The sequence below is a fragment of the Amycolatopsis sp. NPDC051061 genome (genome assembly GCF_040682935.1).
Lineage (GTDB): Bacteria > Actinomycetota > Actinomycetes > Mycobacteriales > Pseudonocardiaceae > Amycolatopsis.
The window spans coordinates 51743-65662 of the sequence record NZ_JBFBBZ010000001.1 but is presented as its reverse complement, the minus strand read 5'-3'; the positions used below and the strand labels follow the sequence as shown (position 1 = coordinate 65662).

13 protein-coding genes are annotated in these 13920 nt (G+C 70.3%); 5 read left to right on the top strand and 8 right to left on the bottom strand.

Annotated elements, in window-relative coordinates; genetic code table 11:
* The 4 genes from AB0N03_RS00330 to AB0N03_RS00315 all read right to left on the bottom strand — a co-directional run bounded on the left by AB0N03_RS00330 (position 1) and on the right by AB0N03_RS00315 (position 5722).
* Positions 1-1155 (bottom strand): acyl-CoA dehydrogenase family protein, encoded by a 1155-nt coding sequence (locus AB0N03_RS00330; protein WP_364363013.1) that lies wholly within the window; start codon positions 1153-1155, stop codon positions 1-3.
* 52 nt (positions 1156-1207) lie between these two features.
* The gene (locus AB0N03_RS00325; protein ID WP_364363011.1) at positions 1208-3202 is read right to left on the bottom strand and encodes an acetyl-CoA carboxylase biotin carboxylase subunit; all 1995 of its coding nucleotides are present in this window, start codon (positions 3200-3202) and stop codon (positions 1208-1210) included.
* Positions 3203-3204: 2 nt separating this feature from the next.
* On the bottom strand, positions 3205-4818 hold the full coding sequence (locus AB0N03_RS00320) for a carboxyl transferase domain-containing protein (protein ID WP_364363009.1): 1614 nt from the start codon (positions 4816-4818) through the stop codon (positions 3205-3207).
* 133 nt (positions 4819-4951) lie between these two features.
* On the bottom strand, positions 4952-5722 hold the full coding sequence (locus AB0N03_RS00315; RefSeq protein ID WP_364363007.1) for an SGNH/GDSL hydrolase family protein: 771 nt from the start codon (positions 5720-5722) through the stop codon (positions 4952-4954).
* Between the two features lie 354 nt (positions 5723-6076).
* On the opposite strand from AB0N03_RS00315, the gene AB0N03_RS00310 reads away from it, so the two are divergent.
* Both AB0N03_RS00310 and AB0N03_RS00305 read left to right on the top strand, forming a co-directional pair.
* A complete protein-coding gene (locus AB0N03_RS00310) occupies positions 6077-6667 on the top strand; it encodes a TetR/AcrR family transcriptional regulator (protein WP_364363005.1) in 591 nt (196 codons plus the stop codon).
* Positions 6668-6713: 46 nt separating this feature from the next.
* Positions 6714-7214 carry a hypothetical protein gene (locus tag AB0N03_RS00305; RefSeq protein WP_364363003.1) on the top strand — a complete coding sequence of 167 codons (501 nt, stop codon included), beginning with the start codon at positions 6714-6716 and terminating at the stop codon, positions 7212-7214.
* 102 nt (positions 7215-7316) lie between these two features.
* Here AB0N03_RS00305 and AB0N03_RS00300 read toward each other — a convergent pair whose 3' ends face one another.
* A complete protein-coding gene (locus tag AB0N03_RS00300; RefSeq protein WP_155541160.1) occupies positions 7317-7946 on the bottom strand; it encodes a TetR/AcrR family transcriptional regulator in 630 nt (209 codons plus the stop codon).
* 80 nt (positions 7947-8026) lie between these two features.
* Here AB0N03_RS00300 and AB0N03_RS00295 point away from each other — a divergent pair, with 80 nt between their 5' ends.
* Positions 8027-8905, top strand: a complete 879-nt coding sequence (locus tag AB0N03_RS00295) for a diiron oxygenase (RefSeq protein WP_364363001.1) — start codon at positions 8027-8029, stop codon at positions 8903-8905.
* 14 nt (positions 8906-8919) lie between these two features.
* Entirely contained in the window at positions 8920-9177 is a 258-nt protein-coding gene (locus AB0N03_RS00290; RefSeq protein WP_364362999.1) for a hypothetical protein, read from the top strand.
* On the opposite strand, the gene AB0N03_RS00285 is transcribed toward AB0N03_RS00290, so the two are convergent.
* Together AB0N03_RS00285 and AB0N03_RS00280 are read right to left on the bottom strand one after the other, a co-directional pair.
* Entirely contained in the window at positions 9128-10246 is a 1119-nt protein-coding gene (locus tag AB0N03_RS00285) for a homoserine O-acetyltransferase (protein ID WP_364362997.1), read from the bottom strand. The two genes, AB0N03_RS00290 and AB0N03_RS00285, sit on opposite strands and share 50 nt — an antisense overlap.
* The gene (locus AB0N03_RS00280) at positions 10243-11562 is read right to left on the bottom strand and encodes a bifunctional o-acetylhomoserine/o-acetylserine sulfhydrylase (RefSeq protein ID WP_364362995.1); all 1320 of its coding nucleotides are present in this window, start codon (positions 11560-11562) and stop codon (positions 10243-10245) included. The genes AB0N03_RS00285 and AB0N03_RS00280 overlap by 4 nt, the downstream gene beginning before the upstream one ends.
* A gap of 163 nt (positions 11563-11725) precedes the next feature.
* Between AB0N03_RS00280 and rdmE the strand changes: the two genes are divergently transcribed.
* A complete protein-coding gene (gene rdmE, locus AB0N03_RS00275; RefSeq protein WP_364362993.1) occupies positions 11726-13258 on the top strand; it encodes an aklavinone 12-hydroxylase RdmE in 1533 nt (510 codons plus the stop codon).
* On the opposite strand, the gene AB0N03_RS00270 is transcribed toward rdmE, so the two are convergent.
* Positions 13255-13884, bottom strand: coding sequence for a class I SAM-dependent methyltransferase (locus AB0N03_RS00270; RefSeq protein WP_364362992.1), 630 nt, complete (start codon positions 13882-13884; stop codon positions 13255-13257). The genes rdmE and AB0N03_RS00270 overlap by 4 nt on opposite strands.
* Positions 13885-13920: the final 36 nt, after the last annotated feature.

Sequence of the window (13920 nt, the reverse complement as noted above, 5' to 3'; positions counted from 1 at the left end):
TCAGGCGACGCCGAGGTGGCGCGAGATCAGCATCTTCTGGACCTCGCTCGTCCCCTCGCCGATCTCCAGGATCTTCGCGTCGCGGTAGAAGCGGCTGACCGGGAACTCGTTCATGAACCCGTAGCCACCGAAGATCTGGGTCGCGTCGCGCGCGTTGTCCATGGCCGCGTTGGACGCCACCAGCTTCGCGATCGACGCCTCCTTCTTGAACGGCTCGCCGCGCAGCATCTTCGACGCCGCCTGGTAATACGCCAGACGGGCCGTGTGCGTGCGGACCTCCATGTCCGCGATCTTGAACTGGATCGCCTGGTACTCCCCGATCCGCTTGCCGAACGCGACGCGGTCCTTCACGTATTGAAGGCATTCATCGACGCATCCCTGCGCCAGCCCCACCGACAGCGCCGCGATCGCGACGCGGCCTTCGTCCAGAATGGACAGGAACTGGGCGTACCCGCGGCCACGCGTGCCGACCAGGTTCCCCGCCGGGACGCGGACGTCCGAAAAGGACAGCTCGTGCGTGTCCGAGCAGTTCCAGCCGACCTTCGAATACTTCGGCGCCACTTCGAAGCCCGGCGTTCCCGACGGGATGAGGATCGCCGAGATCTCCTTGCGGCCGTTCTCCATCACGTCCGTCACGGCGGTGACCGTGACCAGGCGCGTGATGTCCGTGCCCGAGTTGGTGATGAACGCCTTGCTGCCGTTGACGACCCAGTCGTCACCGTCCGAAGTGGCCCGCGTGCGGGTGGCACCCGCGTCCGAGCCACCGCCCGGCTCGGTCAAGCCGAAACCGCCCAAGGCCGTGCCCGCACAAAGATCAGGCAGCCACGTCTCCTTCTGCTCCTGCGTCCCGAAGCGGAAGATCGGCATCGCGCCGAGCGAAACCCCGGCCTCCAGGGTGATCGCCACCGACGAGTCGACCCGCGCCAGCTCTTCCAGCGCCAGGCACAGCGCGAAGTAGTCGCCGCCCATGCCGCCGAACTCCTCGGGGAACGGCAGGCCGAACAGGCCCATCTCCCCCATCTTCGCGACGATCGCGTACGGGAACTCCTCCTTCTCGTACAGCTCGCCGATGACCGGCGCGACCTCGGCGTGCGCGAAGTCCTCCACGGTCTTGCGGAGGGCCTCGTACTCCTCGTCCAGGCGGAAGTCGATCACTGCTGCTCCTCTTGGGGCTTCACTGTGCTGATCGTTACCAATCCGGCCACAGTCACGGCTGAATGCTACTTTTGGCCGGATTGGTAACTATGGCAAGGGTTTCGTCCAGCGCGACCTGTTGGCCGGCCCGGACGGGGAGTTCGCTGACCACGCCGTCGATCGGCGCGGTGACCGTGTGTTCCATCTTCATCGCTTCGACCACCAGCAACGGCGTCCCGGCCTTCACGACGTCTCCCGCGGCGACCTTCACGACGAGCACCGTGCCCGGCATCGGGCTGGTGACCGGCCCGGCCCCGGCGGCCTCACCGCGCGACGACAGCACGAACTCCTGCTCCCCGAAGGGAAAGCTCAGTCCGTCACGGGCGAGCCAGACCGTCCGATCCGGACCGCAGGCCTGGCGGTACCGGTCGAACCCGCCGGCGTGCCGGATCTCCAGCACGTCACCGTCGCGCCGGGCCGAGACCTCGACGGGCTCGGCGTCGTCGACCTGGACGACAGCGGCGGCCGGCGTGCCCTGCACCCGGACCACCGCGCGCGTGGCGCCGGACTTCAGCCGGAAGGTGACGCCGCCGGAGCCGCCCATCCGCCAGCCGTCCGGCACGTCCCACGGGTCCACGACGGACCCCGACGGCTGCAGCTCCAGCAACCGGTCCACCGCGGCCGCGACGAAGAACTCCTCGGGCACGTCCGATGAGACCAAAGTGGACAGACGGCGATCCACCAGCTCCGTGTCGAGACGACCGGCCCGGACGTCGTCGTCGGCCAGCAGCGCGCGCAGGAACGCCGTGTTGGTGCCGACGCCCAGCAGCGCCGTGTCGGCCAGCGCCCGGTCGAGCCGGTGCAACGCGGCGGCACGGTCCGGGCCCCAGGCGATGACCTTGGCCAGCATCGGGTCGTAGTTCGAGCCGATCACCGCGCCGCGCGTCATCCACGAGTCGACGCGGACACCGTCGCCGGACGGCTCGTGCACCGCCAGCACCGTCCCGCCGGTCGGGATGAACCCGCGCGCCGGGTCTTCGGCGTACACGCGCGCCTCGACGGCGTGTCCATTCAGGACGACGTCTTCCTGCGCGAGGGAAAGGTGTTCCCCCGCGGCCACCCGGACCTGCCACTCGACCAGGTCGAGGCCGGTGACCAGCTCGGTGACGGGGTGTTCGACCTGCAGCCGGGTGTTCATCTCCATGAAGAAGAACTCGTCCGGGTCGTGTGCCGACATGATGAACTCGACGGTGCCCGCGCCGACGTACCCGACCGAGCGCGCGGCTTCGGCCGCAGCCGTGCCCATCTTCGCGCGCGTGGCCTCGTCCAGCAGCACCGACGGCGCTTCCTCGATGATCTTCTGGTGCCGCCGCTGCAGGCTGCACTCGCGCTCGCCGAGGTGGATGACGTGGCCGTGCTTGTCCGCCATGACCTGGATCTCGATGTGCCGCGGCGTCGTGACGAACCGCTCCATCAGCAGCGTGTCGTCACCGAAGGAACCCTTGGCCTCACGGCGCGCCGACTCGATGGCGGCGTCCAGTTCGGACTCTTCGCGCACCAGCCGCATGCCCTTGCCACCACCGCCGGCCGACGGCTTGAGCAGCAGCGGGTACCCGACCTTCGCGGCCGCCTCGGCGAACCCCCCGGCGGGGATGTCCACATCGGACGCACCGGGTACCACGGGGACGCCCGCCGCGGACACCGTCGCCTTGGCGCGGATCTTGTCGCCCATGGCGTCGATCGCCGCGACCGGCGGGCCGATGAACACGAGCCCGGCCGCTTCGCACGCGCGTGCGAACTCCGCGTTCTCCGCCAGGAAGCCATAGCCCGGGTGCACGGCCTGCGCTCCCGAAGACACGGCAGCGTCCACGATGGCCGGAATCGACAAGTAGCTCTTCGAGGCTTCCGCCGGGCCGATGCGCACGGCGGTGTGCGCCTCGCGGACGTGCCGCGCGTCGGCGTCCGCGTCGCTGTACACCGCGACCGCGCGGATGCCGAGCGCCCGCAGCGTGCGGATGACCCGGACGGCGATCTCGCCGCGGTTGGCGACCAACACTGAGTCGAACATCATCACATCCGGAAGACGCCGTAGTTGACATCGGACAGAGGTGCGTTGGCCGCGGTCGAGAGCGCGAGGCCGAGCACCGTGCGGGTGTCCGCCGGGTCGATCACGCCGTCGTCCCACAGCCGCGCCGTCGAGTAGTACGGGCTGCCCTGCGCCTCGTACTGCTCGCGGATCGGGTCCTTGAACGCTTCTTCGTCCTCGGTGGACCATTCGCCGCCGCGCGCTTCGATCGAGTCGCGGCGGACGGTCGAGAGCACCGACGCCGCCTGCTCGCCGCCCATGACCGAGATCCGCGCGTTCGGCCACATCCACAGGAAGCGCGGCGAGTACGCCCGGCCGCACATCGAGTAGTTGCCGGCGCCGAACGAGCCGCCGATAACGACGGTTAACTTCGGCACCCGAGCGCAAGCCACCGCGGTGACCATCTTCGCGCCGTGCTTGGCGATGCCGCCGGCCTCGTACGCGCGCCCGACCATGAAACCGGTGATGTTCTGCAGGAACAGCAGCGGGATCGAGCGCTTGTCGCACAGCTCGATGAAGTGCGCGCCCTTCATCGCGGACTCGGCGAACAGCACGCCGTTGTTCGCGACGATCCCCACCGGGTGACCGTGGATCCGGGCGAACCCGGTGACCAGGGTGGCCCCGTACTCCTTCTTGAACTCGCCGAACCGGCTGCCGTCGACGATCCGCGCGATCACCTCTCTTACGTCGTAAGGGGTGCGCGGATCGGTCGGGACGACGCCGTACAGCTCGGCGGGATCGACCGCCGGCGCCTCGGTCGGCAGCACGTCCCACGGGCGCGGCGTGCGCGGCCCGAGCGTGGAGACGATCGAGCGGACGATCCGCAGCGCGTGCGCGTCGTCGTCGGCCAGGTGGTCGGTGACGCCGGACTGACGCGAGTGGACGTCGCCGCCGCCGAGCTCCTCCGCTGTGACGACCTCGCCGGTCGCGGCCTTCACCAGCGGCGGGCCGCCGAGGAAGATCGTGCCCTGGTTCCGGACGATCACGGCTTCGTCGCTCATCGCCGGGACGTACGCGCCGCCGGCGGTGCACGAGCCGAGCACCGCGGCGATCTGCGGGATGCCGCGCGCGGACATCGTCGCCTGGTTGTAGAAGATCCGGCCGAAGTGTTCACGATCCGGGAAGACCTCGTCCTGCCTCGGCAGGAACGCACCGCCGGAGTCCACCAGGTAGACGCACGGCAGGTTGTTGTGCAGCGCGACCTCCTGGGCGCGCAGGTGCTTCTTCACCGTCATCGGGTAGTACGTGCCGCCCTTGACGGTGGCGTCGTTCGCGACGACCACGCATTCGCGGCCGGAGACGCGCCCGATCCCGGTGATGATGCCGGCGGACGGCGCCTCGTCGTCGTACAGTCCGTTCGCGGCCAGGGGCGAGAGTTCCAGGAACGGCGAACCCGGGTCCAGCAGCGTGTCGACGCGGTCGCGCGGCAGCAGCTTGCCGCGTTCGACGTGCCGGGTGCGCGACTTCTCCGGCCCGCCGAGGCGGGCGGCGGACAAGCGTTTGCGGAGGTCTTCGACCAGCTCCGCGTGGGATGTGGCGTTGCGGGCGTAAGCCTCGCTGTCCGGGGCAGCCGAAGTCCCCAGTGCCGGCGTGTCCATGGGCTCCCTCGAAGTTAGCGGTCGTTAACCTCCGCCTCGATGTTAGCGACCGCTAACGTGGGTGTCCAGTCGCCGGAATGCGGAAGAGGCCACCCCGGCGAACCAGGGTGGCCTCCGCTCCGCGGGAGGTGCGTCAGCCGATGGCGCCGCGCAGCGGGGCGTAGTAGCCGCCCGACTGCCCGGCCACCGTCGGGTGGTAGGACTCGATCACCGGCCAGGTCAGGCTGTGCAGGTAGTCGCCGGCCGACGAGCAGATGTTGTGCCCGACGAACGCCGACCGGACGTCGACGAACGTCGCACCCGCCGACGCCGCCCGGGACTGGATCACCGAGGCGAGGGTGTCCGCGCCGGAGTTGATCGCGGTCCGCTTGGTGTCGCTGAGCCCGACCCAGCAGGAGCCGGGCACGGTGTAGAAGCGCGGGTAGGACAGGACGACGAGGCGAGCACCGGGCGCCTTGGCCTTGATCGTGTTGTAGGTGTTGGTCAGCAACGCGGGCAGGGTGTTGTTGACGTAGGTCTTCGCGGTGTTGACGCGGTCGGTGCAGTCCGAGTCGCTGCCGAGCGTGCAGGTCTGGATCACGTCGCTGAAGCCGGCGTCGTTGCCGCCCACGGTGACCGTGACCAGGGTCGCGTTCGAGGGGATGGAGTTCGCCTGGCTGATGACGTCCCCGGTTTTGGCGCCGGAGCAGGCCAGGAAGGTGAACGACGTGCCGCTGTGGGCGCTGGCCCACAGCTGCGGGTAGGACTTGGAGCTGCGGTAACAGCTCCCGGAGCTGCCGTAGCTGCCGGCCCCGACTCCCGAGGAGTAGGAATCACCCAGCGCGGCGTAGACGGTCCCGGCGGCGTGGGCGAGGCCCGTGACACCGAGAGTGGACAGGACGACGGCCCCGAGAGCCGTGCTCAACCTCAGAAGAAACCGTCGCGAGAGACGGATCGGAACCCCCATGGGCCACTCCTTTGTGACAGAACCGACTCCAAAAGCACAGCATGTGGAAGCCCCACGAGGAACCCCTAGTTACCTGTAGGTAACCCACTCGGCTCACGCCGGAAGACGGGAACAGTGTTAGCGCTCGCTAACCTGCCGGTTCGTTCCCGCGCCGGACACTTCCGGGGGAGGTCGACGCCACTCGGTGTTCGACGCGCCCGGCGGCGCCGAGCGGCGCGGATCCGTACCCCGCGTGCACCCGACGGCCGGGCCAAGTGAGGTCGGCACCACTGGGTGTTAGCGCTCGCTAACCTGCGGCCTTAATATGGCCGGATGCCGGCCAACCCCACTCCGCTCGTGAACGGCGAGAAGGCCAACAGGCGCGAACAGATCCTGTCCGCGGCCGCCGAGCTGTTCGCCCACCACGGGTTCCACGGCGTCGGGATCGACGACATCGGCGCCGCCGTCGGGATCTCCGGGCCCGCGCTCTACCGGCACTTCCGCAGCAAGGACGCGATCCTCGGCGAGATGCTGAACTCGATCAGCCGCTACCTGCTCGACGGCGGGACGACGTGGGCGGCCCGGCCCGGCACGCCGGACGACACGCTGGCCGGGCTGGTGGCGTTCCACGTCGGCTTCGCGCTCGCGCACCCGGCTCTGATCACCGTCCAGGAGCGCAACCTCGCGAACCTCACCGACGCCGACCGCAAGCAGGTGCGCGCGCTGCAGCGCCAGTACGTCGAGGTGTGGGTCCGCGCGATCCGCGAAGCCATGCCGGAGCTGGGAGAACGGCAGGCGCGGTCGGCGGCACACGCCGTGTTCGGACTGATCAACTCGACGCCGTACAACCGCCATCTCGGTGACTCGGAGCTCGCCGAACTGCTTTCCCGGCTCGCGCTGGGTGCACTCCGCGCGGCCGGATGACCGACCCGGATCAAGGTATCCCCACGACCGCCGTCGCTGGTGTTTGATGGGGCACGTGGATGCGGACTGGAACGAGCAGGAGCTCGTCGAGAAGGCTCAGCGCGCTTTGACGGCGTTGAGCCTCGGCGACGACGCCGAAGCCCTCGTCGAGGTCGCGCCGACGGCCGCCGAACCGCAGGCCCGCGCGGACGAGACGAAGGCGTTGATGCTGCTGCTGTTCGGCGAGTGCAGCGCGATGGTCGCCACCCTCGGCGACGGCGGCAGCGCGCCGGTCAAGGTCCAGGTCTTCGACGAAGACGGCGAAGAGGTCTCGATCGACCAGGCCGACCCGCCGGTGCGAACCGCGGTCCGGACGCTGCTGGCGGAGGTCCACGGCAACACGGAGGCGGCGCAGGAGCAGGTCGAGATCGCCCTGGCCAACGCGGCGCCCGACGAGGTGGACAGCCTGGTGCTGCAGGCGTTGCGGTGGACGATCCGGCTGTCGGTCGAGTGCCTGGACCGGGACCTGCCGGTGGCCCCCTGGATCTCGGAAGCCGTCTCGGACTAGGCCGGACCCGAGCGCCCCAATGTGGCCTTGGTTGCGTTCAACGCACCGAAGGGCCCCTTGGGTGCGTTCAACGCACCGAAGGCCACCTTGGGGCGCTGGTGACTAGGCCGGGCGCAGGGAGCGGACGATCGGCGCCAGGTAGAGCTCGGCCAACCGGCGCCGCTGGACGTCGTCGTCCACCGGGAGCACCGTCTCCTGGGTCAGCACCAGCGACACCACGATCCGGATCAGCAGCTCCGCCATCCCGTCGACGTCCTCGGCCGGGAGGCTGAGCCGGCCCGCCGCGATTTCCGCGTGGAAGTGCGCCGCGATCCTCGTGCGGGCCGCCGCGAACAGGCCGCCCGCCTGGACCGTCAGCTGCGGGAGGATCAGCTCCGGCTCGGTGCGCAGCAGCCGGTTGAGCAGCCGGTGCCCGCGCAGGTACCCCAGGGAAAAGCTCAACCCCTCGATGAGCTTCTCCTCCGGGGTCGCCTGCGCCTCGACGACCGCGTCGACCTTCGTCAGGAACCGCTTCATCTCCCGCAGGACCAGCGCGTTGAGCAGCTGGTCCTTCTTCGGGAAGTAGCGGTAGATCGTCACCCGCGAGAGGCCGACGCGGCGCGCGACGTCGTCGACGGTGAACCGGCGCAACCCGAAGTCCTCGGCCTGGGTCAGCGCCGCGCCCATGATCCGCTCGGCGGTCTCGTCGCCGGGCAGCTCGGCTTCGAGCGCGTGCTTCAGGAGGTCGCGCATGGCCCCAACCCTAGGCCGCTTTACAACTTGACGGAAAATGTTTCATGCGTTCTAGTGTTACACGACACAGGGAGGCACGCATGGGCGATCGTGAAGCCACGGCCGAACGGCTGCTCCGTTCGAGCGCCCGGCTCTCCTACGACCCGGACGTCGACGTCCACTGGGCCGCGCCGCTGAACGAGGACCAGTTCTTCATCCCCGAAAAGCTGGTCTCCCTCTACGGCACACCGTTGTGGGACACGCTGAGCCGCGAGCAGCGGATCGAGCTTTCGCGGCAGGAACTCGTCAACACCGTCAGCGTCGGGATCTGGTTCGAGCTGATCCTCATGCAGATGCTGCTGCGCGCGTCCTACCGCCAGGATCCGACGACCCGCCACGTGCACTACGCGCTGACCGAGGTCGCCGACGAATGCCGGCACTCGACGATGTTCGCGCGGCTGATCGAGCGCGTCGACGGACGGCCGTACCGCAACAACCGCTGGCTGCAGCTGAGCGCGCAGGCGCTGCCGTCGATCCTCCACGGGCCGGCGATGTGGGTCGCGACGCTGATCGGCGAGGAGATCTTCGACGCGCTGCAGCGCGAGCACCTCGACGACGAGTCGGTGCAGCCGGTGGTCCGCGCGGTGATGCGGATCCACGTCACCGAAGAAGCGCGGCACGTGAGGTACGCGCGCGACGACCTCGTCCGCGAACTGGCGGACGCGCCGTGGTGGCGCAAGGAGTTCGCGCGAGTCGTGGTCGCCGTCGGCGCGCTGCTGATGTCGCGGCTGCTGTCCCGGCCGCGCCAGTACCTGCGCGCGGGCATCGATCCCGGCGTCGCGGTCGAAGCCGCGCGGACCAGCGCGCACCGGCGGGAGACGCTGGCTTTCGGCGCCCGGAAGCTCGTCCGGTTCCTGCGGGACAACGACCTGATCGGCGGCCCGAGCGCGGTGCTGTGGCGCCGCGCCGGAATGCTGTAGGCGGAGGGGAAGTCATGGCACTCAAGGATCTGCTCGCCGCCGGCACCGGACGGCTCGCCGACCGGATCACCACGGTCGGCGACGACGCGGGCGACCGCGCGGACGACGTCGCCTGGCGCGTCGCGAAGCTGTCCGATCGCGCCGCGGAACGACTCGGCGACTACGCCGCCGGCGCGTCACGCCGCGTCGCGAACACGTTGGTACGCCTCGGAGAGCGCGTGACTACCCCAGAAGCGCCTTCGCCAAAGCCGCGATCTGACCGGTCTCGATGAGGAACGAGTCGTGGCCGTACGGCGAGGAAACCACTGACGGCTCCGACGTTCCGGGGATGCCCGCCGCGATCTCCGCCGACTGGTACAGCGGGTAGAGGCGGTCGCTGTCCACCCCGCCGATCACCGCCCGGGCGGTGACGCGGCCCAGCGCGGCCGCGACGCCACCGCGGTCGCGGCCGACGTCGTGGGTGTTCATCGACTCCGTCAGCACCACGTAGCTGTTCGCGTCGAACCGTCCCGCCAGCTTTTCGGCGTGGTGGTCCAAATAGGACTCCACGGCAAATCGCCCGCGCCGCAACGGGTCCTCGTCACCTTGGTACGCGCGGCCGAACCGCTGGGCCAGCTCCGGCTCGCTGCGGTAGGTGACGTGCGCGATCCGCCGCGCGATACCGAGTCCGGTCTGGGGTCCCGAAGGTGCCGAATAGTAGTCACCGCCGTGGAAGAACGGGTCGCTGCGGATCGCGTGCAGCTGCGGTGCCGCCCAGGCGATCTGCTCGGCCGACGCCCGCGCGGTCGAGGCCAGCACCAGCACCGACGCCACCCGCGCGGGCAGCGTCACCGCCCATTCCAGCGCGCGCATCCCGCCCATGGACCCGCCGACGACGGCCGCCCAGCGGTCGATGCCGAGGTGGTCGGCCAGGACCGCCTCCGACGCCACCTGGTCCCGCACCGTCACCACCGGGAAGCGGCTGCCCCACGGCTGCCCGTCAGGGTCCGGCGATGACGGACCGGTGGACCCCTGGCAGCCGCCCAGCACGTTCGGGACCACGACGAAGAACTCATCGGTGTCCAGGGCCTTCCCGGGCCCGATCAGCCCGTCCCACCAGCCGGCGCTGGGGTGCCCCGGCACCAGTGGCCCGGCCGCGTGGCTGTCGCCGGTCAGCGCGTGCTCGACGAGGACCGCGTTGGACGCGTCGGAGTTCAGCGTCCCCCACGTCTCGTACGCGAGCGAAAAGGAAGGCAGCACGCCACCGGCCTCGAGCGCGAGCGCGCCGGGGCCGGTGACGAACTTCCGGCGGCCCGGCGGATCACCGATCCGCCAGGCGCCGGTGACGGAACCATCCGTCACAGTTCCGCCTTGGCCGCCCGGAATCCAGCCTCCAGGTCGGCCTTGAGGTCCTCGATCCCTTCCAGCCCGACGGCGATCCGGACCAGGCCCGGCGTCACGCCGCTGGCGAGCTGCTCCTGCGGCGCGAGCTGGCTGTGCGTGGTCGACGCCGGGTGCACGATCAGGCTGCGGACGTCACCGAGGTTCACCAGCTGGCTGTGCAGCTCGGTGCCGTCGACGAACTTCCGGCCTGCCGCAATGGCACTGTCGCCGCCGCGCAGATCGAACGACAGGACCGCGCCCGCGCCGCGCGGCAGGTACTTCTGCCCGGCCTCGTAGTACGGGCTCGACGGCAGGCCGGCGTAGTACACCTTCTCGACCTCGTCGCGCTGCTCGAGCCACTCGGCGAGCGCCTGCGCGTTCTGCACGTGCCGCTCGACGCGCAGGGACAGCGTCTCGATGCCCTGCAGGATCAGGAAGCTGTTGAGCGGCGCGATCGCCGCGCCGGTGTCGCGCAGGATCTGGACGCGGGCCTTCGCCGCGTACGCGCCCGGGCCGAGCGCCTCCCAGTACTTCAGGCCGTTGTAGCTCGGGTCGGGCTCGTTGAAGCCCGGGAACCTGGCCGGGTCCTTGCCGAAGTCGAACGTGCCGCCGTCGACCAGGACGCCGGCGATCGTCGTGCCGTGGCCGCCCAGGTACTTGGTGGCGGAGTGGATCACGACGTCGGCGCCGTGCTCGATCGGACGTACAAGGTAAGGCGTGGGGATGGTGTTGTCGACCAGCAGCGGGACGCCGGCCTCGTGCGCGGTGTCGGCGACGCCGCGGATGTCGAGGACGTTGCTGCCGGGGTTGGCGAGCGTCTCGGCGAAGAAGAACTTCGTGTTCGGCCGGACGGCGGCGCGCCACTGCTCGAGGTCGTCCTGGTCGTCGATGAACGTGACCTCGATGCCGAGCTTCGGCAGCGTGTAGTGGAAGAGGTTGTAGGTGCCGCCGTAGAGCGACTGGCTGGACACGAAGTGGTCGCCCGCGCCCGCGAGGTTCAGGATCGCCGCCGTGGTCGCGGCCGAGCCGGACGCGAACGCCAGGGCCGCGACGCCCCCTTCGAGCGACGCGACGCGCTGCTCCAGCACGTCCTGCGTCGGGTTCATGATCCGCGTGTAGATGTTGCCGGGCTCGGCGAGGCTGAACAGGTCGGCGCCGTGCTGGCTGTCGCGGAAGACGTACGACGTCGTCTGGTAGATCGGAGTGGCCCGCGCGCCCGTGGCCGGATCCGGCGCGGCGCCCGCGTGGATCTGCCTGGTCTCGAAGGACCACGCCGAGGTGTCGTCCGCGCTCATCGGTTTCTCCTTGCGGCTCAAGGGGTTCGTTCGGACCGACGCTACTTCGGCCGAACGGAGTACCCAACCGTTCCCACGTCCTGGGAGCCTACGCCTCTTGCCATCGAGATCTCTCAGTGTCTAAGATATATTCACAGGGAGATTCACGGACTGGGAGGAAATCATGACGGAGCGGGTACAGGTGCTGGTCGTGGGGGCCGGACTGGGCGGACTGTCGGCGTCACTGTTCCTGGCGCGGGAAGGAGTGGACGTCCTGACGGTCGAGCGGCACCCCGGCACGTCGGTCCACTCGCGAGCCGCCGGGCAGAACTGGCGCACGATGGAGCTGTTCCACTGGGCAGGAATCGACCGTGAGGTCCTCGACGTGAGCCCGCGGGCGTCGCAGGGGCTGCGGATCACCGTCGCGACCAGCCTGGCCGGCCGCGTCCTGCACCGGCTCATGGAGGACGGCAGCGAGTTCGACGTCTCGGCCTCGACGACGCTGCCCGCCGGCATGGCCGGGCAGGACGTCGTCGAGCCGATCCTGCTCGCGCACGCCGAGAAGGCCGGTGCGCGCGTCCGGTTCCGCACCGAACTCGTCGAACTGACCCAGGACGACGACGGCGTCACCGCGACGCTGCGGCACCGTGACTCCGGCGAGGAGACGGTGGTGCGCGCGGACTACGTCGTCGCCGCCGACGGCGGGCGCAGCGGCATCCGGGCCCGGCTGGGCATCGGGACCACCGGGATGGACGCGCTGAGCCACTGCCTCGGCGTCGTGTTCGACGCCGACCTCGGCGACCGCGTCCAGCCCGAGGTGAGCGACCTGTTCTACCTGCAGCACCCGGACTTCACCGCGGGGCTGGTCAACACCGACGTGCCGAACCGGTACGTCTTCGCGCCGGACTACTTCCCTTCTCGCGGCGAATCCCCGGCGGACTTCCCCCACGATCGGCTCGTGTCGATGATCCGCGCGGCCACCGACCTGCCGGACCTGGAGCCCGAGATCGTCTGGACGGGCTCGTGGGAGATCGCCGCGCGGCTGGCCGACCGGTTCCGCGAGGGGCGGGTCTTCCTGGCCGGCGACGCGGCGAAGGTGACGCCGCCGACCGGCGGCCAGGGCGGCAACACGGCGGTCGGCGACGCCGCCGACATCGCGTGGAAGCTCGCCACGGTGCTGCGCGGCGAGGCGGGCCCGGCGCTGCTCGACACCTACGAAGCCGAGCGGCGGCCGATCGCCCGGATGATCATCGACACCTCGCTGCACAACATGAAGCAGCGGATGCACCCCGGCCTCGACGTCTCGGGGATCACCGAGCCGGTGGACCTGCTGAACGCCATCCTCGGGTTCCGCTACCGCTCGACGGCGGTGCTTTCCGAGGAGCCGGACGACGGCGAGCGCGTCGAGGACATCCACGCGCCGACCGGACGGCCCGGCTTCCGGGCGCCGGGGATGGAGTCCACTGTGGACCTGCTGGGGCGGTCGTGGGTGCTGCTCTGCGCGGGCGACGGGTCGCGGTGGTCCGCTGCCGCGGCCTCGGCCGGCGTCGGCTGCCACGGGATCGACGACGACGCGTTCGCCTCGCGCTACGGCCTCTCAGCGGGCGGCGCGTCGCTCGTGCGCCCGGACGGCATCGTGGCGTGGCGCGCGAAGGAGCCGGTCGACGACCCGGCGAGCGAGCTGCGGCAGGTCCTGGACGCGGTGCTGTCCCGCTAGCCGGCCAGGCGGCGGCCGAGCACCCAGTGGAAGGTCGCCGCCCCTTCCGGCTCGTGCATGGTCACCGGCTCGTCGACGACGAGGCTGAACCCGGCCGCCGTCAGCAGCCGCCGGTTGACTTCGGGGGCGTGGCTGCTGAAGAACATCGGCGTGCCGAGCCAGTCGTCCTGGACGCCGTTCGCCTCGCTGCACCCGAGGGCGGCGAGGAACCAGCCGCCCGGCCGCAGCCAGCGCGCGATCCGGGAGAAGAGCGCGCCCTGCTCCTCGCGCGGGACGTGCAGCACCGAGTAGAACGCCGTCACGGCGTCGAAGCTGCCGTCCGGAAAGGACACCGCGGCCATGTCCGCCTTCTCGAACCTCGCTCCGGGGACGTTGCGCCGCGCGAGGTCGAGCTGCGCCGCGGAGAGGTCGACGCCGAGGACGTCGTGCCGTTCGGCGAGCAGCGCGGTGCAAGGCACACCCGCGCCGCACCCCAGGTCGAGCACCTGGGCGCCGTCGGCGAGCCGGTCGGTCAGCTCGGCCAGGAAGCGCAGCCGCGGATCGTCCGCGATCCGCGCGCTCCACTCGAGGTACCGCTCCGCCGAGCTGTCGTAGCCGGATTCGACGATCCGCCGCGCGTCGCTCACCGGTCCGACCCTACCGAGCCGTCCACCGGTTTCTCG

What these genes read in the sequence shown, in the direction of transcription:
- AB0N03_RS00300 (WP_155541160.1), bottom strand. Translation starts at nt 7,946, where the DNA reads ATGCGCGACCTCCTGAAGCACGCGCTCGAAGCCGAGCTGCCCGGCGAC.
- AB0N03_RS00325 (WP_364363011.1), bottom strand. Translation starts at nt 3,202, where the DNA reads ATGTTCGACTCAGTGTTGGTCGCCAACCGCGGCGAGATCGCCGTCCGG.
- rdmE (WP_364362993.1), top strand. Translation starts at nt 11,726, where the DNA reads ATGACGGAGCGGGTACAGGTGCTGGTCGTGGGGGCCGGACTGGGCGGA.
- AB0N03_RS00310 (WP_364363005.1), top strand. Translation starts at nt 6,077, where the DNA reads ATGCCGGCCAACCCCACTCCGCTCGTGAACGGCGAGAAGGCCAACAGG.
- AB0N03_RS00280 (WP_364362995.1), bottom strand. Translation starts at nt 11,562, where the DNA reads ATGAGCGCGGACGACACCTCGGCGTGGTCCTTCGAGACCAGGCAGATC.
- AB0N03_RS00320 (WP_364363009.1), bottom strand. Translation starts at nt 4,818, where the DNA reads ATGGACACGCCGGCACTGGGGACTTCGGCTGCCCCGGACAGCGAGGCT.
- AB0N03_RS00305 (WP_364363003.1), top strand. Translation starts at nt 6,714, where the DNA reads ATGGGGCACGTGGATGCGGACTGGAACGAGCAGGAGCTCGTCGAGAAG.
- AB0N03_RS00290 (WP_364362999.1), top strand. Translation starts at nt 8,920, where the DNA reads ATGGCACTCAAGGATCTGCTCGCCGCCGGCACCGGACGGCTCGCCGAC.
- AB0N03_RS00295 (WP_364363001.1), top strand. Translation starts at nt 8,027, where the DNA reads ATGGGCGATCGTGAAGCCACGGCCGAACGGCTGCTCCGTTCGAGCGCC.